The organism is Streptomyces cyaneofuscatus, from assembly GCF_000718135.1.
Lineage (GTDB): Bacteria > Actinomycetota > Actinomycetes > Streptomycetales > Streptomycetaceae > Streptomyces > Streptomyces cyaneofuscatus.
Window position 1 is genome coordinate 43,106 of sequence record NZ_JOEM01000022.1, and the last position, 23,290, is coordinate 66,395.

The following is a 23,290-nucleotide window of genomic DNA, read 5'->3' on the forward strand; positions in this document are numbered from 1 at the left end:
TGGTGACGCGTGATCACGCGTGCTTGAAGTGCTTGATGGACTGGTCCTTGGCGGTCGCGTCGGCGAAGGCCTGGATCTTCTTGATGGTCTCGGCCGGGGTGGCGCGGCCGGCCATCATCTCGCCGAGCGCGGCGACGCCGATCTGCTCCTTCTGGAGCTTCACGTACCAGTCCTGCAGGCGCGGGTTGACCACATTGGTGCCCGCCTTCTCCAGGGCCGCGACACCGGACTTCAGGCCGTCGGAGAGCTCGATGCCGTCGGTGCCGCCGTTGAAGGCGGAGAGCGACTTGGTGTTGGTGGTGAAGGACTTGGAGGAGGCCTCGCTGAGCATGATGCGCAGCTGCTCCATGCCGCCCGCCGGGTTCTTCGCCTTGGACGGGACGATGAACGGCTCGCCGCCGGACGCCCAGATGGTGCCGAAGGGCAGCTTGTCCGAGGAGTCGAGGGAGGAGGGGGCGCCCACGGACAGCTTGAAGTCCTTGGGGATGATCGCCGCTTCCTCGTTCTCGACCCAGGAGCCGTTCGGGATGAACAGCGCCTTGCCGCGGGCCCAGGCGCCCTGCGAACCGCGGTGGTCCAGGCCCGGGGTGCCCTTGAGGATGTAGCCCTTGGCGTAGAGCTCGTAGTACGCCTCGAAGGCGGCCTTGACCGCGGGGTGCTCCCAGGCCTTCGGCTCCAGGTTGTCGATGGCGTTCAGGACCTCGACGCCGCCGATCTTCCCGATGAACGGGTAGAGCGAGAACGGGATGTAGTAAGGGTGTTTGCCGGGGTAGGTCCAGCCGGCGATGCCCTTCTTCTTCGCCTTCGCACAGAGGGCGAGCATGTCGTCCCAGGTCTCCGGGTACGTGGCGTCGAGCTTGTCCAGCGCGGTCTGCGAGTACCAGACGCCGTAGACCGTGTACGCGTAGTACATGATCCAGACCGGGTCGCCGTCGAACTGGCCCATCTCGACGATGCCCGGCCGCAGGGTGTCGCGGACCGTCTTGGCGGGGTCGTCGATGGAGGGGGCGTCCAGCAGCGGGGTGAGGTCGGTGAGCTGCTTCTTGCCGACCAGGACGCCCATGTCCATCTGCTGGGCGCCGGAGTTGTCGATCAGGTCCGGCGGGGTGCCGCCGTTGAAGCGCGGCTGGAGGACCGACTGGATCTTCTGCGTCGCAGAGAACTTGATCTGCGCCTCGGGGTAGGTCTTCTTGTAGACGTCCCGGGCGTCCTCGGCGTACTTGGTGCCGAACCCGCCGTCGAAGATGACGATCTCCAGCGGGGCGCTGCCGTTGACGGCCAGCGGGTTCTTGTCGGTCTTCTCGCCCTTTTCGACCTTGTCGTCGGTGCCGCTGTCGCCGCTCGCGCAGGCGGACAGGAAGCTCATCGTCGGAACAGCGATCAGGCCGAGTGCGGCAGAACGCTTGATCAGATCGCGACGGCCAAGGCCCTCATTGTTCTGAGCGGAGGTGGATCCCATGCTCAAGTCCTCGCCTTCTCCAGGACTCAGGCGGTGTACCGGTCACCCGTCGAAAATTCGCCTCAGGCGAAGGGCCCCGCCACCGCGGTCGGTTGCGCTCGGGTCGTGCGGATATGCAGGTGTACCGGAGAAAAAGAACCGGCGGAGTGGGGGTGGTCGGAGAACCGTACCGCCAGGGCGTCCATGACTCCCCGGAGACGTCCCCTTGTTCCCCCGTGTGCGCATCCGTCGGAAACGGCTGTGCAGATGGCGACAGGTATAGTCCACTTGTCGCCAACTGAGCAAGATCGAATGCACGTTGGGACGGCAGTCTTTCCCGAGTTGAGACCTCGCGGACTCCTCGGCACCGTGCGCCCTCACCCAGGGGCGGCTTTCTCCCCTTACGGCCGATTCGCGCCGCGCGCCTCCGGCAACACCCTTGACACGTCCTGTCACTTGGATCCCTACTGGACCTTGCATCCCGCTATGACAACGTTGTCCAAGCACGCTCCGGGGAGGAATGGCTCGGTATGCAGCCACCACGAGGTCTCCACCATGGCGCTGGAAAAGCCTTCAGCAGCGCCGCCCGTACGAGACGGAGCCGCACGGCCGCCGTCCTCGCGGCATCACTCGCCCTGGCCCTCGCGGCCCCCACGGCCGCCGTCGCCGGCCCGTCCCAGGCACCCCAGAAACCGTCGGGCGAAAGGACGTTCCGCTCCTCGTTCGAAGCGGACGAGAAGCAGCCGGACTGGCGCAACACGGTAGAAGAAGGACCGGACGGCACCGCGCGCTCGTCGGGTGTCGACGGCGGATTCTCCGCCGGGATACCGGGCAATGTCACCGACCGGGTGACCGAGGTCCGCGCCAGCGCCGAGAACACCGCGGGCGGCGAGGTCAAGGAGAACCTGGTCGATGTCGAACCCGGCTCCAAGTGGCTGGCGTTCGCGAAGACCGGCTGGGTCGAGTTCGACCTGGACGAGCCGGTCAAGGTGGCGACGTACGCGCTCACCTCCGCCAACGACCACGCCCCGCGCGACCCGAAGGACTGGACGCTCAAGGGCTCGGCCGACGGCAAGGAGTGGACCGACCTGGACCAGCGCACGGGCGAGAGCTTCGCCAAGCGGCACGAGACCAAGTCGTACGATTTCGCCTCCGACACCGCCTACCGGCACTTCCGCCTGGAGATCACCGCCAACAACGGCGCGCCGGACATCCTCCAGCTCGCCGACGTTCAGTTCTCGAACGGTGACACCTCCGCGCCCGTCCCCGACGAGATGCGCAGCCAGGCCGACCGCGGGCCCTCCGGCTCGCCCACCGCCAAGGCGGGTGCGGGATTCACCGGAAAGAAGGCACTGCGTTACGCGGGTACGCACAAGCCGGACGGCCGGGCGTACTCGTACAACAAGATCTTCGACGTGAACACGGCCGTCACCAAGGACACCGAGCTCTCCTACCTCGTCTATCCGCAGATGGGCGAGACGGACCTCAACTACCCCGCGACCCACATCGCGGTGGACCTGGCCTTCACCGACGGCACGTACCTGAGCGAGCTGAAGGCCACCGACAGCCACGGCGGGTTGCTGACCCCGCAGGGCCAGGCGGAGGCCAAGCGCCTCTACGTCAACCAGTGGAACAAGGTCGCCTCCCGCATCGGCACGGTGGCGGCGGGGAAGACGGTCGACCGGATCCTGGTGGCGTACGACTCCCCCAAGGGCGCGGCGAAGTTCCAGGGCTGGGTCGACGACATCGTGATCGAGCCGAAGAAGCCGGCCAAGCGCAAGGCGCACCTCTCGGACTACGCCCTCACCACGCGCGGCACCAACTCCTCCGGCGGCTTCTCGCGCGGCAACAACATTCCGGCCACCGCCGTCCCGCACGGCTTCAACTTCTGGACGCCGGTGACCAACGCCGGTTCGCTGAGCTGGCTGTACGACTACCACCGGGGCAACAACGAGGACAACCTCCCCACGCTCCAGGCCTTCAGCGCCAGCCATGAGCCGAGCCCCTGGATGGGCGACCGGCAGACCTTCCAGGTGATGCCCTCGGCCGCGGCCGGCACCCCGGACGCCGCCCGCACGGCCCGCGCGCTGCCGTTCCGGCACGAGAACGAGACCGCGAAGCCGCACTACTACGGCGTCACGTTCGAGAACGGCCTCAAGACCGAGATCGCGCCGACGGACCACGCGGCGCGGATGCGGTTCACCTACCCCGGCAAGGACGCCAGCCTGGTCTTCGACAACGTGTCGAACGCCGGCGGTCTGACCCTGGACCCCAAGACCCGCTCCTTCTCCGGCTACACGGACGTGAAGAGCGGTCTGTCCACCGGCGCCACCCGCATGTTCGTGTACGGCGTCTTCGACGCGCCGGTGACGGACAGCGGCAAGCTGAAGGGCGGGGGCGGTGACGACGTCACCGGCTTCTTCCGCTTCGACGCGGGCAAGGACCGCACGGTCAACCTGCGTCTGGCGACCTCGCTGATCGGCGTCGACCAGGCGAAGAAGAACCTGGCGATGGAGATCCCGGAGTCCACCTCCTTCGAGAAGGTGCAGCGCAAGGCGCAGCAGGCCTGGGACGACATCCTGCGGACGATCGAGGTCGAGGGCGCCAACGAGGACCAGCTGACCTCGCTCTACTCCAGCCTCTACCGGCTCTACCTCTACCCGAACTCCGGCCACGAGAAGGTCGACGGGAAGAACAAGTACGCGAGCCCCTTCTCCAAGCCGACCGGCACGGACACCCCGACGCAGACCGGCGCGAAGATCGTCGACGGCAAGGTGTACGTCAACAACGGCTTCTGGGACACCTACCGCACGACCTGGCCCGCCTACTCCTTCTTCTCCCCGAAGAAGGCCGGCGAGCTGGTGGACGGCTTCGTCCAGCACTACAAGGACGGCGGCTGGACCTCCCGCTGGTCCTCCCCCGGCTACGCGGACCTGATGACCGGCACCAGCTCGGACGTGGCCTTCGCGGACGCGTACGTCAAGGGCGTGAAGTTCGACGCGGAGGCGGCGTACGACGCGGCGGTCAAGAACGCCACGGTGGCCCCGCCCTCCTCGGACGTCGGCCGCAAGGGCATGGAGACCTCGGTCTTCACCGGTTACGCCAACACCGCGACGCACGAGGGCCTGTCCTGGTCGCTGGAGGGCTACCTCAACGACTACGGCATCGCGCGCATGGGCGAGGAGCTCTACAAGAAGACGAAGAAGGCGCGGTACAAGGAGGAGTCCGCCTACTTCCTCAACCGGGCGCAGAAGTACGTCAAGCTCTTCGACGAGAAGGCGGGCTTCTTCCAGGGCAAGAAGCTGAACGGCGACTGGCGCCTCCCCTCGGACAGTTACGACCCCCGCGTGTGGGGCTACGACTACACCGAGACCAACGGCTGGGGCTACGCCTTCACCGCCCCGCAGGACAGCCGGGGCCTGGCCAACCTGTACGGCGGCCGCGCGGGGCTCGGCAAGAAGCTGGACACGTACTTCTCGACGCCGGAGACGGCGGGCCCGGAGTTCGTCGGCAGCTACGGCGGGGTCATCCACGAGATGACCGAGGCGCGTGACGTGCGGATGGGCCAGTACGGGCACAGCAACCAGGTCGCCCACCACGCCACGTACATGTACAACGCGGCCTCGCAGCCCTACAAGACGCAGGAGAAGGTCCGCGAGGTGCTGGGCCGCCTGTACGTGGGCAGCGAGATCGGGCAGGGCATCCACGGCGACGAGGACAACGGCGAGCAGTCGGCCTGGTACCTCTTCTCCGCACTCGGCTTCTACCCGCTGGTGATGGGCAGCGGGGAGTACGCGATCGGCTCGCCGCTCTTCAAGAAGGTCACCGTCCGCATGGACAACGGCCGCAAGCTGACCGTGAAGGCGCCGAAGAACAGCGACAAGAACATCTACGTGCAGGGCGTGAAGGTCAACGGCAAGAAGTGGACCTCCACCGCGCTCCCGCACGATGTGCTGGCCAAGGGCGGCACGCTGGAGTTCGACATGGGTCCGAAGCCGTCCGCCTGGGGCACGGGCAAGGACGCGGCCCCGGTCTCCATCCAGAAGGACGACCAGGCTCCGGCGCCCAAGGGCGATGTGCTGAAGGGCGACAGCGCGCTGTTCGACAACACCTCGGCGACGTCGGCGGAGGTCACCTCCGTCGAGCTGCCGGCCGGCGCGTCCGCCAAGGCGCTCCAGTACACGCTGACGTCGTCGTCGGCGGACAAGGCCCCGAAGGGCTGGACGCTCCAGGGTTCGTCGGACGGCAAGAAGTGGACGGACCTCGACCGCCGCTCCGGCCAGTCCTTCGCCTGGGACAAGCAGACCCGGGCCTTCTCGGTGGACAAGCCGGGCACGTACGCGCAGTACCGGCTGGTGCTCACGGGTCCGGCGACGCTGGCGGAGGTGGAGCTGCTCTCCTGATCCGTGACTGACACACGCAGGCGGCCGGTACCTCGCATGGACGGGGTGCCGGCCGTCGGCGCTCGAGGCGTCTCAGGCCTCGTGCAGGCTCTCGGGCAGGGCCACGTTGAGTGCGGCGACGACCGGCCGGCCGTGCTCGGTGCCGAGCCGGGAGACGGCCCCGGTGGCGAGCTGGAAGAGCCGGCCCTCGGCGGGGGTGAGACCGAGGTACCGGGCGGTGAGGACGCGCAGGAAGTGCGAGTGGGCGACGAGCGCGATGTCCGCGCTCCCGATCCCCTCGGCGGCCGACCGGACGCCCGCGAGCACCTGGTCGGCGCGCTGCCCGACGTCTGCGGGGCTCTCGCCGGGGTGCTCGTCGGAGCCGGGGTCGACACCGTCGGTCCAGAGGTTCCAGAAGGGGCGGGTGCGGCGGATCGCCTGGGTGGTGATGCCCTCGTAGCCGCCGTAGTCCCATTCCCGCAGCTCGGGGGTGACCCGGGGGGCGTGGAGCCCGGCCAGCTCGGCGGTGCGGCGGGCCCGGATCGAGGGGCTGACGAGGGTGAGCCCGATGTTCCGGTCGGCGAGCAGCGGCACGAGGGCGCGGGCCTGGCGCTCGCCGGTGGCGGTCAGGGGGAGGTCGGTCCAGCTCGTGTGCTGCCCGGAGCGGGACCATTCGGTCTCGCCGTGCCGGATGAGGATCAGCTCGCCCATGGAGGTCCGTTCACTCTCTGTACGGGTGGTGGTGGCGTGGGTGGGGCCACGTACCGTAAGTCCCTCACCTGGCCGACTTCCCGTGGGGGGACCTCATGTCCGACAACTTGCCGCCTCCGCCGCCCGAACAGCCGCAGCCGTCGCCCTGGGCGCCTCCCGCCGCGCCGCCGGGCAAGCCGCAGCGTACGGGGCTGATCGTGTCGCTCGCCGTGGGCGGTGGGCTGGTCGTGGCGGGGGCGCTGGTGGCGCTCGTCTACTCCCTGCTGGACTCGGTCTCGGACTCCATCGCGCTGCCGCCCGCACGGTCGGACGCGCCCTACTCCGGCCCGTACGACGAGGAGCCTTACGACGAGCAGCCGTACGGCGAGGACCCGGTGGAGGAGGAGCCGGTCGAGGAGGAGCCCGAGCCTGTCGCGTCCGGGCCGGCCGCCGAGCGGGACGTCACCATCACGAAGTGCGTTCGGGACTCGCTGATCGGCTGGCAGCACGCCGATCTGACGATCGTGAACGGGAGCGGGAGCCCGGCGGGTTACGTCGTGTTCGTCGAGTTCCTGGATGCGAAGGGCACGGTGCTGACCGGCGGCATCGCGACCACCGACGACCTGGCCCCCGGCGCATCGGTGAAGGTGAAGGCGCAGGGGGTCGGCGAGGTGCCGACCGGCACGACGTGCCGCGTCAAGCAGGTGACGCGGGACCCTATGTAGCACGCCCATGCCGTGTGCGATGCGCTGAGGAGAGCGCCGGGCGGACCCGACAGACACCGGTCAGCCATGATGTGACCGGATTCGCCCGAGCATCATGTGGAGATCGTGCGAAGCACGCTGGTAATTTGAGAGCCGCGATCCGTTGAGGTCGGGGGGGAGTCAGGGTTTGCGACCGCCGTACGGCAACCGGATCAAGCCCTCGTACGTCTGTACTACCTGCCTGCCTGCGCGCGCCGCGTAGGGAGTACGGAGAGAGGCCGATCGTGACCCAGGCAGGGCAGGGAGCGCACGCTCAGGGAGGCGAGGGGGACCCCTCGGAGTCCCGTCCCTCGGCAAGCAGGCGTTCCCTCGGGCGGCGGCTCGTACCCGACGAGACGATGCAGCTCCGCGTACCCGAAGGCGGCATACCCACCGCCCCCTCCGGAGAGCCGTCGATACCCGGCGGAGGGCGGCGCGAGATATCCGACGACATCGCCGACATACCCTCCGAACCGGATGAAGCCGGACGGACCGCACCGAGCGGCGACTCCCCGACGACCGCCTCCGGATCCCGCGCCTCCCGCCGCGCGGACGCCAAAGCCGCCCTGCCCGGCCGACCGGGTACCCGGCGCCGCCGCAAGGCGCCCAAGTCGGCACCCGCCGCCCGCCTCACCGCCGCGGTCACCGCCGCCACCGCCGCCGTCGTCGCCGTGCTCGGCCCCTGGCTGCGCCGCGTGCGGCCGCACTACCCCCGGCCCGGCCGGACCGGCTGGAAGCGCTGGGTGCCCACCTGGCGGCAGGCCGGAGGCGCGGCCCTCGCCTCGTTCGGGCTCAGTGCCCTGACCCTGACCGTCGCCTACGCCGCCACCGACATCCCGGAGAACCTCAACTCCTACGCCACCCAGCAGGACACCGTCTACTTCTGGGCCGACGGCACCCCCATGGCCCGCGCCGGCTGGGTGCAGCGGCAGGAGATGGAGCTGGGCGACGTGCCCGAGGATGTGCGCTGGGCGGTGCTCGCCGCCGAGAACGAGAGCTTCTACAGCGACCCCGGCATCTCGGCCAAGGGTCTCACCCGCGCCATCCTGCGCACCTTCGGACAGGGCAGCACCCAGGGCGGCTCGACCATCACCCAGCAGTACGTCAAGAATGTCTACCTCAGCCAGGAGCAGACCTACAGCCGCAAGTTCACCGAGGCCATGATGGCTCTCAAGCTCGACAACAAGATGAGCAAGGACGAGATCCTGGAGGGGTACCTCAACACCAGCTGGTTCGGCCGGGGCACCTACGGCATCCAGCGCGCCGCCCAGGCGTACTACGGCAAGGACGTGAGCGAGCTCAACGCCAGCGAGGGCGCCTTCCTCGCCACCCTCCTCAAGGGCGCCGGACTGTACGATCCGTCGCTCGGCGCGGCCAACCGCACCCGTGCGCAGGAGCGGTGGAGCTGGACGCTCGACCGGATGGTGAAGATCGGCAAGCTGTCGCCGGAGGAGCGCGCCGGCTACCGGACCTTCCCGAAGACGCTGGAGAGCAATCCGCTCTACAACACCGGTGAGCAGAGCGACTACCTGGTGGAACTCGCCACCCAGCACGCCAAGAAGGCGGCGGGCATCTCCGACAAGGACTTCGACCGCGGCGGCTACCAGATCTACACGACGTTCGACAAGAAGCGCGTGGACCAGCTCACGAAGGCAGTCGGCGCGGCCCGCGACAAGGCCCGCAAGGACAACCCGAAGGCCGCGAAGCACGTCCATTACGGCGCCGCCTCCGTCGCCGTGGACGGGCGGATCCTGGCCATCCACGGCGGGCCCGACCACCGTAAGCAGGGCTACAACGAGTCCAACGCGACCACCGTGCCCGCCGGCTCGGCGTTCCAGCCGTTCGTCTACGCCGCAGCCCTGGAGCACGGCGTACGCAAGAGCCGGGACGGCGCCCCCGAGCCGGTGACGGGCGAGACGGTGTACGTAGGCGACGACAAGGTGCCCGTCACCACGCCGGAAGGGCCCTACTGGGACCGCAGCGGCCGCAAGGTCGCCGCGAAGAACGACGGCGGGCGGTCCTACGGGCAGATATCCCTGCACCGGGCCCTCGCCAACTCCGTCAACACCACCTTCATGCAGCTCGGCCTGGACACCGGACTTGACAAGGTCCGTGCCACCGCCCAGGACGCCGGACTGCTGCGCTCCAGCCTCGGCGCCCAGGTCCCCGCACTGGCCGCCGGCAGCTCCACGCCCAGCGCCATCCGGATGGCCAGCGGCTACACCACCTTCGCCGCCGAGGGCCGGCACACCGAGCCGTACACGATCCTCAAGGTCACCCGCAACGGCCACAAGGTCGCCACGGACACCCCGGACCCGCGCCGGGCCATGGACGCCGGCACCGCCGCCGAGGTGCAGTCCGCCCTGACGGACGCCTTCCGTACCGCCTATCCGGAGACCGCCGCGAAGGCCGGCGGCGAGGTCGCCGGAAAGCGGGGCACCACCGAGGGCGACACCGCCGCCTGGTACGTCGGCACCGAGAAGAAGGTCTCCACCGCGGTCGTCGTCTACCGCATCGACCTGGCCAAGAGCCTCGAACCCCTACCGCTGGAGGGACTGGCCGGCACGATCGCCGACAGCGTCCCCTATGGCATCTGGTCGGAAGCCCTGAGACCGCTCGGCTGACCACCGGCGCCGACCGGCACCGTCCACGCCCCCGAGAGATTGAGCCGCAGATGAACAAGCCGTCGGGCCGACGTCGTAAGGACCCCGCACCCCGCCGTCTCCCCGCCCGCCCCCGAACGCTCGCCGTGGCGGCGGTCCTCGTCGTCGCCTCCACCCTCGGCGGCTACCTGGTCCTGTCCGGCACCGACGACACCACCCCGACCGCGTCCGCGACGAACCGCTCGGAGCGCAAACCGCTGTCCGGGGCCTCGCGGGAACCGGCCTGGGACGGCAAGGTCGAGGTGCTCGGCGACGGCTCGACCTCCTACACCGGCCCGCAGAAGGGGCAGCTGAAGCCCCGGCCCCTCAAGCCCGGCGAGAAGCCGCCGCAGTTCGTGGTCTTCTCCTGGGACGGGGCCCTCCAGGGCGATGACGGACTGTTCGCGCACTACCGGGAGATGGCCAATCGGTACGACGCCCACATGACCTTCTTCCTCACCGGCATCTACCTGCTGCCCAAGGGCAAGAAGGACCTGTACGACCCGCCGCAGCACCCCCGGGGCAGCGCGGCCATCAGCTTCCCCACCGACGAGCACGTCTACACCACCCTGGAGCAGCTCGCCGGGGCCTGGAAGGACGGCAACGAGATCGGCACCCACTTCAACGGGCACTTCTGCGGCGCGCAGGGCGGCGGCGACTGGAGCGTGCCCGAGTGGAAGAGCGAGATCGACCAGTTCTACGGCTTCGTCGAGAAGTGGAAGACGAACACCGGCAGGACCGATCTCGACCCGCTGCCGTTCGACATACGCCGCGAGGTAACCGGCGGCCGGGCTCCCTGCCTCGAAGGCCAGGCCAACCTCCTCAAGGCGGCCAAAAGCTACAAATGGCGCTACGACGCCAGCTCCGCCGGTGACTTCCAGATATGGCCGCAGAAGAAGAACGGCATATGGGACTTCCCGCTCCAGATGCTCCCGTACGAGGGCGGCAAGTACCAGGGCCTGTCCATGGACTTCAACTTCCTCTACAACCAGTCCGACGGCAAGACCGACGGCGACCCGGCCATGCACCCGAAGTGGCAGCAGGAGACCCTGGACACCTACACAGCCGGGTTCAACCGCGTCTACTACGGCAGCCGTGCCCCGCTGTTCATCGGCAACCACTTCGAGGAGTGGAACGGCGGCATATACATGAAGGCCGTCGACCGGATGATAGAAACCGTGTGCACCAAGAAGGACGTCAAGTGCGTCTCCTTCAAGGAGCTCGCCGACTGGATGGACGTCCAGAAGCCCGCCACCCTGGAGCGGCTGCGCAGCCTGGATCCCGCCCAGTCCCCGGACTGGTCCACCGTCGTGAAGTGACCGGCCAACGGCCGTCAACCTCACGGGCGGTGACAGTCCGAAAACCTCCTTGCAACAGTCGCCCACCTCCTTCACACCAGCTGCACAGGGCATGCGAAGATGCCGCTTAGCTCGGCGGTCCCATGCCGGGAAAAGAGGGAAGAACGCCAGTGAAGTCAAGAAAACTGAAGCACACGCGACGCCGGGCGACGATACTCACGGCGGCGGCCACATCGGCCGTCGCGGGCGTCGCACTGCTGCCCAACTGGAACGCGGGCGCCTCCACGGCGGCCGAGCCCCAGGTCGACGCCAAGACCAAGGCCGCCTTCCAGAGTCTGGCCGACGCGGTCTTCACCGACCGCACCAACGCGCTGGTCGACCAGCCGCGCCACGGCGGCAAGAAGGCCCTCGCCGGACGCTTTTCGGGCAAGGTGGAGCTCTCCTCCGGCATCGGCCGCACCGAGGACGCCGCCCGGAAGCAGCTCGACGACCGCAGGAACCGGCTGGCGAGCAACGGCGAGAAGTACAGCGCCGGCAGCACCAAGGTCACCCTGGACCGCACCGAGGTCAAGGGCCGCACCGCCGTCGTCGTGGTCACCGAGAACACCACCCTGACCTACGCGAAGGTCACCGGCGGCGAGCCGGGCACCACCGGTTTCCAGGCCCACCACGAACTGACCTTCAGGGCGGACAAGCAGGGCTCCTGGAAGGTCACGAAGATCCGCGAGGCCGGCGACGGCTACCTCGCGGTCAACCAGCTCGCCCAGCCGAAGACCACGACCGTGGCGGCCAAGACCACCACCACCACTCCGGCTGCGCCCCGCGCCGCCATCACGAAGCGCCCGACGGCCGTCCCCAAGAAGCTCACCGGCGGCGAGTACGACTACCAGGCGATGGCCGCGTACGCGGAGAAGTACTGGACGAACTACAACCCGGCCTACCCCAACTTCAACGGGGCCGGTGCGGGCGGCGACTGCACCAACTTCGTCAGCCAGTCGCTCAAGGCCGGCGGCTGGAAGCATGTGCCCGGTTACGTCTACGACTACACGCGCTGGTTCGGCACCGCCGACATCCAGTCGCACTCCTTCGTCGGCGTCAACGAGTGGTCCTGGTTCGCGCAGAACTCCAAGCGCACCACCAGCCTTGCCAACGTCTACCAGATGGACGTCGGCGACGTCCTCCAGGTCGACTTCAACAAGGACGGGTCCAAGGACCACACCATGATCGTCACGTCCCGCCGCAACGGCGTGCCGTACCTGACGTACCACTCCACCAACACCCTGCGCCGTTCGGTGACGAGCATCATCTCGTCCTACCCGAACGCCGCGTACTACGCCTACCGCACCTGACGGTCGGCCACCCCCGAACCACAGCGCCCCTCGTCCATGGACGAGGGGCGCTGTGGTGTCCCGGCCGGCCTTCTCACTCGGCCGCCGGTCCGCCTACTTGCGGATCAGGCTGCGGAGCACGTACTGCAGGATGCCGCCGTTGCGGTAGTAGTCCGCCTCGCCGGGGGTGTCGATACGGACGACGCCGTCGAACTCCACGCCGGTGTCGGTGGTGACCTTGACCGTGCGCGGGGTGGTGCCGTTGTTCAGCTCGGTGACGCCGGTGAAGGAGAAGGTCTCCTCACCGGTGAGGCCGAGGGTCTCGGCGTTCTGGCCCTCGGGGAACTGGAGCGGGAGGACGCCCATGCCGATGAGGTTCGAGCGGTGGATGCGCTCGTAGGACTCGGCGATGACGGCCTTGACGCCGAGGAGCGCGGTGCCCTTGGCGGCCCAGTCACGGGACGAGCCGGAGCCGTACTCCTTGCCCGCGAGGATCGCGAGGGGGGTGCCGGCGGCCTGGTAGTTCTGCGAGGCGTCGTAGATGAACGACACCGGGCCGTCCGCCTGGGTGAAGTCGCGGGTGTAGCCGCCCTCGGTGCCCGGCGCGATCTGGTTGCGCAGGCGGATGTTGGCGAACGTGCCGCGGATCATGACCTCGTGGTTACCACGGCGCGAGCCGTAGGAGTTGAAGTCACGGCGCTCGATGCCGTGCTCCGTGAGGTACTTGCCGGCCGGGGTGTCGGCCTTGATGGCGCCGGCCGGGGAGATGTGGTCGGTGGTGACCGAGTCGCCGAGCTTGGCGAGGACCCGGGCGCCGGTGATGTCCTCGACCGGGGTCGTCTCCATCGTCATGCCCTCGAAGTACGGGGGCTTGCGCACGTAGGTGGACTCGGAGTCCCACTCGAAGGTGTTGCCGGTCGGGATCGGCAGCGCCTGCCACTGGGCGTCGCCCGCGAAGACGTCCTGGTAGGACTTGTTGAACATGTCCTCGCCGATGGCGTTCGCCACGACGTCGTTGACCTCGGCCTCGGTCGGCCAGATGTCGGTCAGGTAGACCGGCTTGCCGTCCTGGTCGACGCCGAGGGCGTCCTTGGTGATGTCGACCTTCATCGAACCGGCGATGGCGTACGCGACGACCAGCGGCGGGGACGCCAGGTAGTTCATCTTGACGTCGGGGTTGATCCGGCCCTCGAAGTTACGGTTGCCGGAGAGCACCGAGGTGACCGCGAGGTCGTTGTCGTTGACCGCCTTGGAGACCTCCTCCGGCAGCGGGCCGGAGTTGCCGATGCAGGTGGTGCAGCCGTAGCCGACGAGGTTGAAGCCGACCTTGTCGAGGTACGGGGTCAGGCCCGCCTTGTCGAAGTAGTCGGTGACGACCTTCGAGCCCGGGGCGAGGGTGGTCTTGACCCACGGCTTGCGGGTCAGGCCCTTCTCGACCGCCTTCTTCGCCACGAGCGCGGCGGCGACCATGACGTACGGGTTCGAGGTGTTGGTGCAGGAGGTGATCGCGGCGACGGTGACGGCGCCGTGGTCGATCTCGTACGTCGAGCCGTCGGGGGCCGTGACGGTGACCGGCTTGGACGGGACGCCGTTCGGCGTCGTGGACGGGGCGTCGGAGGCCGGGAAGGACTCCTTGCTCGCCTCCATCTCGTCCGACACGTAGTTGCGGACGTCCTGCGCGAACTGCTGGGAGGCGTTGGCCAGGACGATGCGGTCCTGCGGGCGCTTCGGGCCGGCGATGGAGGGGACGACCGTGGAGAGGTCGAGCTCCAGCTTCTCGGAGAAGTCCGGCTCGGCGGCCGGGTCCAGCCAGAGGCCCTGCTCCTTGGCGTACGCCTCGACGAGGGCGACCTGCTGCTCGTCGCGGCCGGTCAGGCGCAGGTACTTCAGCGTCTCGTCGTCGATCGGGAAGATCGCGGCGGTGGAGCCGAACTCCGGCGACATGTTGCCGATGGTGGCGCGGTTGGCCAGGGAGGTGGCGGCGACGCCCTCACCGTAGAACTCGACGAACTTGCCGACGACGCCGTGCTTGCGGAGCATCTCGGTGATGGTCAGCACGAGGTCGGTGGCGGTGGTGCCGGCCGGGAGCTCGCCGGTCAGCTTGAAGCCGACGACGCGCGGGATGAGCATGGAGACCGGCTGGCCGAGCATCGCGGCCTCGGCCTCGATGCCGCCGACGCCCCAGCCCAGCACACCCAGGCCGTTGACCATGGTGGTGTGCGAGTCGGTGCCGACGAGGGTGTCGGGGTAGGCCTGGCCGTTGCGGACCATGACCGTACGCGCCAGGTGCTCGATGTTCACCTGGTGGACGATGCCGGTGCCCGGGGGGACGACCTTGAACTCGTCGAAGGCGGTCTGGCCCCAGCGCAGGAACTGGTAGCGCTCCTTGTTGCGGCCGTACTCCAGCTCGACGTTCTGGGCGAACGCCTCGTTGGTGCCGAACTTGTCGGCGATGACGGAGTGGTCGATGACCAGCTCGGCCGGGGCCAGCGGGTTGATCTTCGCCGGGTCGCCGCCGAGCTCCTTGACGGCCTCACGCATGGTGGCGAGGTCCACGACACAGGGCACGCCGGTGAAGTCCTGCATGATCACGCGGGCCGGCGTGAACTGGATCTCCTGGCTGGGCTGCGCCTGGGAGTCCCAGCCGCCGATGGCACGGATGTGGTCGGCGGTGATGTTCGCGCCGTCCTCGGTACGGAGCAGGTTCTCCAGCAGGACCTTCAGGCTGTACGGGAGGCGCGCGGAGCCCTCTACCTTGTCCAGCTTGAAGATCTCGTACGACTCGTCGCCCACGCGCAGCGTGCTGCGGGCGTCGAAGCTGTTCGCCGACACGACAGTCTCCTTCTTCAATGTGCGCGTTCTACCGCGCCGCGCCTCATTGGCAGCGGGCGCCGCGTTGTGCCGCCTACGGCCCCGACCATCCGCTAAGGTAAGGCTTAGTTAGGTATGCCTTACCGGGCGGCGGCTGCGGTGCACCTCGGCAGATATCTCGATGTCGAGATAACTCTAGTACATAGCCGCCGCTCGGTCATGCCCAGGTGCCCTTCCGCCATGCCCAGGTGCCCTTCTGCGCTCCTACCCGCGCCGCCGGACGCGATGCCGACGGTGGTAGGAGACCGTGACGGCCGCCGTCAGCGGACCCCAGAGGAACAGCGGCTGATAAAGGATGCCGACGACCAGGTTCCCGGTGGCGGTCAGGTCCGCGTGCGGGTAGGTCCACCAGAAGGGAACGGCTGCCCATATCAGGGTCAGAGCCGCAGCGCCGAGGGCGGCGGGGACGACGGCGGCCAGGGGGCGAACCCTCCGCCCGCCGATCAGCGGGATCCAGCCCGGCACGACCTCGCCCCACGGGCGGACCAGACCGAGGGTCAGGAGGGCGACCAGCTCGCTGACCACGCTGAGGGTCAGCATCCAGATCTTGGCGTCGACCGTCGCGAAGGGCTCGAAGCCCGCCTCCGTGTAGCCGGCGGGGTGGCCGAGTACCAGGGCGATGCGCCACAGCCCGCTCGGCAGGACCACCAGCGCGGTGAGGTGCGCGGCCCGGACCGCCCAGCGGGGCGGCGGCGCCACGGGTGTCCGCGGGGTCGCGGGGGTCCGCGGGGTCGCGGGGGTCCGCGGGGTGGCGGGAGGCTTCCGTAAGGTCATGCGAATCATCGTGGCCGTCCGCGTCCGCACGTTCATCAGCCTGCGCGGCGGAACTCATGAGCCTCCGGTACGAGGGGTACGCGGCGGGATCGGCCGGGCGGCGGAGGCACGGTCGTCCCAGGGGCCCGGACACTCCAGGGGCCCGGAATAGAGGTCCGGCCCCTCCGCAAGGTCGCGGAGGGGCCGGACGCGGTTCAGCGGACGGGGCTACGGCGCGTCGCGGACCGTGCCCTCGAAGGGCGGGCCCAGGGGCGCGTCGTTGTTGTCCGAGAGCTGGAAGCGGACGTACTCGGCCGGCTCCTTCAGCTGGTCACGGACGGTCGGGACGGTCAGGTCGGCGGACTTCTGGCCCGCCTCGACCGTCGTCCACAGCGTGCCGTACTCGACCTTCGAGAGCGGGATCGCCGGGTTCGGGGCCTTCTCCACGAGCTGGGACAGCCACTCCTGGTCGACGTCGGCCGTGGACAGCTCCGGGCGGCCGTCGGGGACGGGGAGCAGCTGGGCCGTGGTCCAGATCTCGACGTCCGCCTTCTCCGAGAGCGAGATGCGCCAGGTCAGCGGCTCGCCCTCGGTGACATCGGCGGCCACCGGCTTGATGCTCACCTTGGGCATCGGGTCGTCGTTCTCGGCGAGGACGCCGCCGGCGTCAGCGCCGACGACCGTGCCCCGGACCGCCTTGACCGCGACCCCGTGGGTCTTGTCCCAGCCGTAGCGCTTGTTGCCCTCGACCTTCACCGTGACCTTGATCCCGGCGGTGCCGGGGCCGACCTTGACCAGTCGGCCGGTCGACTTGCCGGTCTTCGGGTCATCCACGTACAGCCGGACCGCGCCCGCGTTCTTGCCGGTGGTGCGGACGGGCACCTGGTACGTACGGAATCCCGAGTCGCCCTCCTTGACCGTGAGGGTGCCGATGTCGACGCGGGCGAGTCCGGCGGCCTTCACCGCGGGGGTGCCCGGCTTCCAGGACCAGGCATCCATCAGCCACGCCTTGCCGGAGGAGGACTTCGGGGTCAGCTCCAGGGAGGCGATCGAGGCGAGGTTCAGCTTGGCGCGGGTCGCGGCGGTCAGCGGGACGCGGACCTCCTGCGCCCAGTACGAGGCGGTGCGGTCGGTGCCGGGGAGCCCGTCGATCTTGACGCTGCCCAGCTTGGCCCGCTTGCCCTTGGCGTCCTTGACGTGGACGTCGAAGCGGGTGCCGCTGGTGTTCGCCGGTACGGCGACGCGGAGCGCGAGGCTCTGGGCGCCCTTGACCGAGACCGGCTTCTTCGGGGTGACGCGGGCGATGGTGCCCGGCTTCTTCCAGTCCAGGGCGACCGCGCGGCGGCCGGCCTCGTGCTCGGCGCGCCAGGAGGCGAAGTGCGGTGAGGAGCCGGGGTCCTTCTCGCCCATGCAGGCCGAACGGCCGGGGGCGACGGCGTCGCACAGCTTGGCGCCGGTGACCTTCAGCGGGCCCTGCGGGTCGTCAGGGAGGAAGCCGGCGCTCCGGTTGCCGCCGACCGCGTGGGTGAGCACCCGGGCGGGGTCGGCGGAGGGGGCGCGGCGGCCGGTGCCGTCGACGAGCTGGCGTACGCGGTCGTCACCGCCGACGAAAAGCCGTGCGGCGGCGGCGATGTAGGTCGCGCCCGCCTTGTGCTGCTGGTTGGCGGAGAGCCGGCCGGCGGCACCGGGCGAGCAGAGCGGGTCGGGCGACTCGGGGTCGTGCCAGAAGTCGTCGTCGGCCGGGGCCTGGGCCTGGCCGGGCGTCCACTCGCTGTTGAAGTAGTTGTGGTTGGCGCCGACCATGTAGACCGAGCTGTGCAGGGCCTTGCCGCGGCTGACGCCTCGGGTGCCGTCCGTGAACACCTGCCCCTGGAGGTCGGAGACGTCACCGTCGCAGCCGGGCAGGATGGTGAGCGAGGGGACGTCCGGCACCGGGTTCTGGCCGAAGATGGTGGGGCCGATGTGGACGGTGCCGCGGATGTTCCAGCGGGCCTTCGACCGGTAGCCGTCCTGGGCGGCCGGCGGCTTGTACAGGCTGTCCATCACCGCGCGGTTGACGCCCTCGCCGCCGCGCGAGTGCCCGACGAGGAGCACCTTGGACAGGTCGGTCTTCGGGCCCTTGCGTACGGCGGCGGGCGCGGTGGAGGGCTTGGCGGCCCAGTCGGCCCAGCGGCCGAGGTGGTTGCGGATCAGCGAGGAGCGGGCCTGCGCGCCGCCGTCCTCGGCGTTCCAGTCCTGGCCGTTGATGCCGTTGGCGGAGATGGAGACGGTCACGTACCCCTGGGAGGCCAGCAGCTTCTGGTCGCGCAGATAGCCCCGGTGGCTGGGGATCGGCTTGCTGCCCTTGGCGCAGGGCCAGTCGCCGGAGGCCTCCCCGTCCTTGCCGGGGACGTAGCAGGTGGCGTGGCGGCCGTGCAGGAAGAGGGCGACGGGACGCTTGCCGGGTGCCTTCTTCGGGGCGACCACGACACCGCGCATCTCGACCGGTGCGGGGAAGCCCGGGAGCTTCACGGAGGCGAGGCTGTACTCGCCGGTGGTGGTGGCGTACTTGCCGGGCTTGCCCGGGTCGACGGCGCCTGCGGGCAGCTTGGGCGGGAGCTTCGGGGCGGGCGGCTTGGCCCGGCGGCTCGCGCCCGCGTCCGGGGCCTCGTCGAGCCGGCGCCCGGCCGCCTCGACGGCGAGGTCGCCGAGGTCGGCGGTGCTGACCTCGTCCAGGGGGAGCCGGAAGGTCCGGCCGTCGTCCTGCGGTTCGGGTACGCCCACGAGTTCGCCGTTCGCGCGGAACTCCACGCGGGCGTCGCCCATGGGGACCGGCTCGGGCGCGCGCCACTCCAGGTGGTTCTGCCCCTTCTCACCGGCGATGCGCCAGCCGGGCGGCAGCGCGTCACCGGGCTGGGCCGGCGCGGTGGCGCCGGGTATCTCCGGCGGCACCGGCGCGGCGTACGCCCCCGTCGGCGCCACCCCCGCCACCGTCAGCACCGCTATCGCGGTGGCCCATGCTCTCCGGCCACGTATCAAAGCTCCTCCTCAACCCTGGTCGTGCGCGCGTCCGTTCCGGTGGTCTGTTCCGGTTCGAACGCGCTCTCGGAGATCGAGACGGGGAGGCGAACCGGTGGGTTGCCTCTGCGGGCGGAGTGATCGGCGGCACCTCTGTTGTCGGAGCCGGTCGGTAGGGTCGTCTTCGGGGAAATGTTCTGCGCGGCGGAGGGGCGGCGGAGTGAGGGTCACGGAGAGCGATCTACGGCTGGAGGACGGCCGCACGCTCCATGTGTACGACACGGGCGGCGACGGACTCGCGGTCTTCTGGCACCACGGCACGCCGAACATCGGCTCGCCGCCCGTTCCGCTCTTCGCCGCCGCCGGGAAGCTGTCCGTCCGCTGGGTGTCGTACGACCGTCCCGGCTACGGCGGTTCGTCCCCGCTCCCCGCCCGTGACGTGGCGTCGGCCGCGGCCGATGTACGGGCGGTCGCCGACGCGCTCGGCATCGACCGGTTCGCCGTCCTCGGCCACTCCGGCGGCGGCCCGCACGCGCTGGCCTGCGGCGCCCTGCTGCCCGACCGGGTCCTCGGGGTGGTGACGGCCGCGGGACTCGCCCCGTACGGCGCCGAGGGGCTCGACTGGTTCGCGGGCATGGTGCCGTCCTCGGCCGCCTCGCTGCGGGCGGCCGCGGAGGGGCGTGCGGCGAAGGAGGCGTACGAGGCGGGCGCCGGGTACGACCCGGAGATGTTCACCGACGCCGACCACGAGGCGCTGGCCGGTGACTGGTCCTGGTTCGACGAGGTGGTGGGCCCCGCTCTGGAGGCCGGGCCGGACGGCCTGATCACCGACGACCTGGCGTACGTCACTCCGTGGGGCTTCGACCCCGTACGGATCGCCGCGCCCCTGCTCCTGCTCCACGGCGGCCAGGACCGGATAGCACCGGCCGCCCACAGCCACTGGCTCGCCGACCGCTGCCCGACGGCCGAACTGCGGGTGCGCCCGGCGGACGGGCACATCTCCGTGCTCGACGGGGGCGCGGAGGCCCTGGAGTGGCTGGCGGGGCTGCGCGGCTGAGGTCCGGGCCCTCCCCGTACACACCCCCCGTACAGCCGCGCGCCGCGCGCCCCGTCGGCCCGCCCGGGGGACGATGGGGCACGGGCGACCGTTGCACTCCCCGCACTTCTCCCTCCTCGCTCCTCACTCCTCACTCGAACGGCACACCCCCACATGAGCCTCATCTCATATCTGAGATAACCTGCCGACATGCCAGACGACTACCTCGCACGCATCGGCAAGCTCATCCGTGACGCCCGGCAGCACCGGGGCTGGACACAGACACAGCTGGCCGAGGCGCTCGGCACCAGCCAGAGTGCCGTCAACCGCATCGAGCGCGGCAACCAGAACATCAGCCTTGAGATGATCGCCCGCATCGGCGAAGCTCTCGACAGCGAGATCGTGTCGCTCGGTTACTCCGGGCCCATGCATCTGCGGGTCGTCGGGGGCCGTCGCCTCTCCGGCGCCATCGACGTCAAGACCAGCAAGAACGCCTGTGTCGCGCTGCTGTGCGCCTCGCTGCTCAACAAGGGCCGTACGGTCCTGCGCCGGGTCGCCAGGATCGAGGAGGTCTTCCGCCTCCTGGAGGTGCTGAACTCCATCGGGGTGCGCACCCGCTGGGTCAACGACGGCGTGGACCTGGAGATCGTGCCGCCCGCGCAGCTGGAGATGGAGGCGATCGACGCCGACGCCGCGCGCCGCACCCGCTCCATCATCATGTTCCTGGGCCCGCTGCTGCACCGGATGGAGCAGTTCACCCTGCCGTACGCGGGCGGCTGCGACCTGGGCACCCGCACGATCGAGCCGCACATGATCGCGCTGCGCCGGTTCGGCCTGGAGATCGCCGCCACGGAGGGGCTCTACCACGCCCAGGTGGACCGCTCGGTCTCCCCCGGCCGCCCCATCGTGCTGACCGAGCGCGGCGACACCGTGACCGAGAACGCCCTGCTGGCCGCCGCCCGCCACGACGGCACGACGGTCATCCGCAACGCCTCCTCCAACTACATGGTCCAGGACCTCTGCTTCTTCCTGGAGGCGCTGGGCGTACGGGTCGACGGCATCGGCACGACGACACTCACCGTGCACGGGGTCCCGCAGATCGACGTGGACGTGGACTACTCCCCCTCCGAGGACCCGGTCGAGGCGATGAGCCTGCTGGCCGCCGCGGTGGTGACCGAGTCCGAACTCACCATCCGCCGGGTGCCGATCGAGTTCCTGGAGATCGAGCTCGCGGTCCTGGAGGAGATGGGCGTCGACTGCGACCGCACCCCGGAGTACGCGGCCGACAACGCCCGCACCCGGCTGGTGGACCTGACGGTCCGGCCCTCCAAGCTGGAGGCGCCGATCGACAAGATCCACCCGATGCCGTTCCCCGGCCTCAACATCGACAACGTCCCGTTCTTCGCCGCCATCGCGGCCGCCGCACACGGCCAGACCCTGATCCACGACTGGGTCTACGACAACCGCGCGATCTACCTCACCGACCTCAACCGCCTGGGCGGCCGCCTCCAACTCCTCGACCCGCACCGGGTCCTGGTCGAAGGCCCGACCCGCTGGCGCGCCGCCGAGATGATGTGCCCGCCCGCACTGCGGCCCGCCGTGGTGGTGCTGCTGGCGATGATGGCGGCCGAGGGCACCTCCGTACTGCGCAACGTCTATGTCATCAACCGGGGTTATGAGGAGCTGGCGGAGCGGCTCAACTCGGTGGGGGCGCAGATCGAGATCTTCCGGGACATCTGACGGGCGGGGTGTCGTGCCCCTTGGGGACACGGGGCACGACACCCCTGAACACGCTACGACCTGTGGCTATACCCTTTCTCGGCCTTCCATTGATCACCGCTGTTCTTCATCACCTTGTGCAACGCGTGTGCAAGATGATCTTCAATGGGTGACGATGCATCAGGGATACCTGATAGCCCGTCACCTTTCACGGAGAGTGCTCGCCGGAGGGGCCTCGCAATGCCCGCACCGACGCTGCCACTGGCGTTCCTGCAAGTCGGAGTCGACTACGACCGGTTTCGCCCGGACCTCTACACGTACCGGGCGAACATTCGCCCAGCCGCCTCGGAACCCGGGGTGATACGCCTCGGTCCCCGGCTCGTTGATCAGTGCCATGGCCAGGGTGTTCTACACGGTCAGTACGAGTGCGGTGCGGGCACGGCGCGTGGCGCGATCGAGTCGACGCACGGGGCGTACCAGCGGGAGGGGATGGCGGGCGCGTACATCGACGCCAGCAAGGTCATCAAGATTACGAAGGGGCCGGCGAAGCCGCCGTTCGGCATAACGTTCAAAGCCCTCTCCTACGCTCCACGCAGCGGTGGAGACGAACGCAGGACGTAAGCTGACGTGAGCAGTCAGATGAGGGATCTCGGGAATCGCCGAACGTCATCGGAGACTGGCAGGACTATCAGTCCGATGAGTGGGCCGGCCTGCGTGTACGGGTTGCACATCCTCACGAGGGGAGTGCCTCCACAGGGTCGTGGGGCGAGGCGAACGGGCTGACTCTCGTCCCAGGTGACGTTCGAGAACCGCCGTTCCACACAGCTCTCCATCGATTTGTGCGGCCATCCCCGCCACTCAGACGTCCGTGTGGGACGAGACGGCCACGGCGCCTTCGTGGATGAGTACGGCTTCAGCGACATCCGAGGCTTCAACCTCTGTCCACAACGGCGGGCGACAGCCACCGTCTACGCCGCCCCATCCCCCGCACAGTTGCGGCAACTGGACATCCAATTCAGTCCGCAGGGCGACGGTGAGCAAGCGTTCGCATACCTCTGGGTCGGCGGACTCGGCATCCACGAGGGCTCAACGGGACTCTCTCGCGTCAGGAGCTGATTCCGGCATGGCCCGCGAAGTGGAACGTTTCCTGGAGGAGACGGCTCCCGGTTCCTGAAACCACCATGTGCGACCCCGGCGCCTGCAGCTCTGACCCTCAACCGGGCCAGCGCTGTCTTCAGGTTTCGAACCCAAGGCCTGCGCATGACGAGAGCGATCGCGCCTGGTGGTGCGGCACCCTGCTTCCTGATGACGTTTTCCCAGATCGCCGTGTGGGGCAGTCTCCCCTGTGCGGCCGCGTGCTGTCTCGTCCGAAGGCGTCTGTCCACCGGCTGTC

Annotated in this window: 13 protein-coding genes; 8 read left to right on the forward strand and 5 right to left on the reverse strand. The window is 69.3% G+C overall.

Features of this window, described 5'->3' with window-relative positions; translation table 11 throughout:
* Positions 1–13 precede the first annotated feature (13 nt).
* Positions 14–1,459 carry an N-acetylglucosamine/diacetylchitobiose ABC transporter substrate-binding protein gene (gene ngcE / locus IF17_RS0129685; RefSeq protein WP_030572407.1) on the reverse strand — a complete coding sequence of 482 codons (1,446 nt, stop codon included), beginning with the start codon at positions 1,457–1,459 and terminating at the stop codon, positions 14–16.
* Positions 1,460–1,968: 509 nt separating this feature from the next.
* Here ngcE and IF17_RS0129690 point away from each other — a divergent pair.
* Positions 1,969–5,841 carry a GH92 family glycosyl hydrolase gene (locus IF17_RS0129690; RefSeq protein ID WP_030572410.1) on the forward strand — a complete coding sequence of 1,291 codons (3,873 nt, stop codon included), beginning with the start codon at positions 1,969–1,971 and terminating at the stop codon, positions 5,839–5,841.
* A gap of 72 nt (positions 5,842–5,913) precedes the next feature.
* Here IF17_RS0129690 and IF17_RS0129695 read toward each other — a convergent pair whose 3' ends face one another.
* Complete coding sequence (locus IF17_RS0129695) at positions 5,914–6,531, reverse strand: histidine phosphatase family protein (protein WP_030572413.1); 618 nt, start codon at positions 6,529–6,531, stop codon at positions 5,914–5,916.
* 95 nt (positions 6,532–6,626) lie between these two features.
* On the opposite strand from IF17_RS0129695, the gene IF17_RS0129700 reads away from it, so the two are divergent.
* From IF17_RS0129700 to IF17_RS0129715, 4 genes are all read left to right on the forward strand, one after another.
* Positions 6,627–7,235 carry an FxLYD domain-containing protein gene (locus IF17_RS0129700; RefSeq protein WP_030572416.1) on the forward strand — a complete coding sequence of 203 codons (609 nt, stop codon included), beginning with the start codon at positions 6,627–6,629 and terminating at the stop codon, positions 7,233–7,235.
* Between the two features lie 377 nt (positions 7,236–7,612).
* Positions 7,613–9,877 (forward strand): transglycosylase domain-containing protein, encoded by a 2,265-nt coding sequence (locus IF17_RS0129705; RefSeq protein WP_030572418.1) that lies wholly within the window; start codon positions 7,613–7,615, stop codon positions 9,875–9,877.
* Positions 9,878–9,927: 50 nt separating this feature from the next.
* The gene (locus IF17_RS0129710; RefSeq protein WP_030572421.1) at positions 9,928–11,214 is read left to right on the forward strand and encodes a polysaccharide deacetylase family protein; all 1,287 of its coding nucleotides are present in this window, start codon (positions 9,928–9,930) and stop codon (positions 11,212–11,214) included.
* A gap of 149 nt (positions 11,215–11,363) precedes the next feature.
* Positions 11,364–12,542: an amidase domain-containing protein gene (locus IF17_RS0129715; protein ID WP_030572424.1), complete on the forward strand. Its 1,179-nt coding sequence runs from the start codon at positions 11,364–11,366 to the stop codon at positions 12,540–12,542.
* A 93-nt stretch (positions 12,543–12,635) separates the two neighbouring features.
* On the opposite strand, the gene acnA is transcribed toward IF17_RS0129715, so the two are convergent.
* The 3 genes from acnA to IF17_RS0129735 form a co-directional block, all read right to left on the reverse strand.
* Positions 12,636–15,353: an aconitate hydratase AcnA gene (gene acnA / locus IF17_RS0129720; protein ID WP_030572427.1), complete on the reverse strand. Its 2,718-nt coding sequence runs from the start codon at positions 15,351–15,353 to the stop codon at positions 12,636–12,638.
* A gap of 243 nt (positions 15,354–15,596) precedes the next feature.
* Positions 15,597–16,166, reverse strand: coding sequence for a hypothetical protein (locus IF17_RS0129725; protein ID WP_244890559.1), 570 nt, complete (start codon positions 16,164–16,166; stop codon positions 15,597–15,599).
* Between the two features lie 207 nt (positions 16,167–16,373).
* A complete protein-coding gene (locus tag IF17_RS0129735; RefSeq protein WP_030572437.1) occupies positions 16,374–19,163 on the reverse strand; it encodes an alpha/beta hydrolase in 2,790 nt (929 codons plus the stop codon).
* Positions 19,164–19,362: 199 nt separating this feature from the next.
* On the opposite strand from IF17_RS0129735, the gene IF17_RS0129740 reads away from it, so the two are divergent.
* The 3 genes from IF17_RS0129740 (at position 19,363) to IF17_RS0129750 (ending at position 22,518) form a co-directional block, all read left to right on the forward strand.
* Entirely contained in the window at positions 19,363–20,199 is an 837-nt protein-coding gene (locus IF17_RS0129740; protein WP_030572440.1) for an alpha/beta fold hydrolase, read from the forward strand.
* A 189-nt stretch (positions 20,200–20,388) separates the two neighbouring features.
* Complete coding sequence (locus IF17_RS0129745; protein WP_030572443.1) at positions 20,389–21,918, forward strand: helix-turn-helix domain-containing protein; 1,530 nt, start codon at positions 20,389–20,391, stop codon at positions 21,916–21,918.
* A 219-nt stretch (positions 21,919–22,137) separates the two neighbouring features.
* Positions 22,138–22,518, forward strand: coding sequence for a hypothetical protein (locus IF17_RS0129750; RefSeq protein ID WP_030572446.1), 381 nt, complete (start codon positions 22,138–22,140; stop codon positions 22,516–22,518).
* The last annotated feature ends 772 nt before the right edge of the window (positions 22,519–23,290 follow it).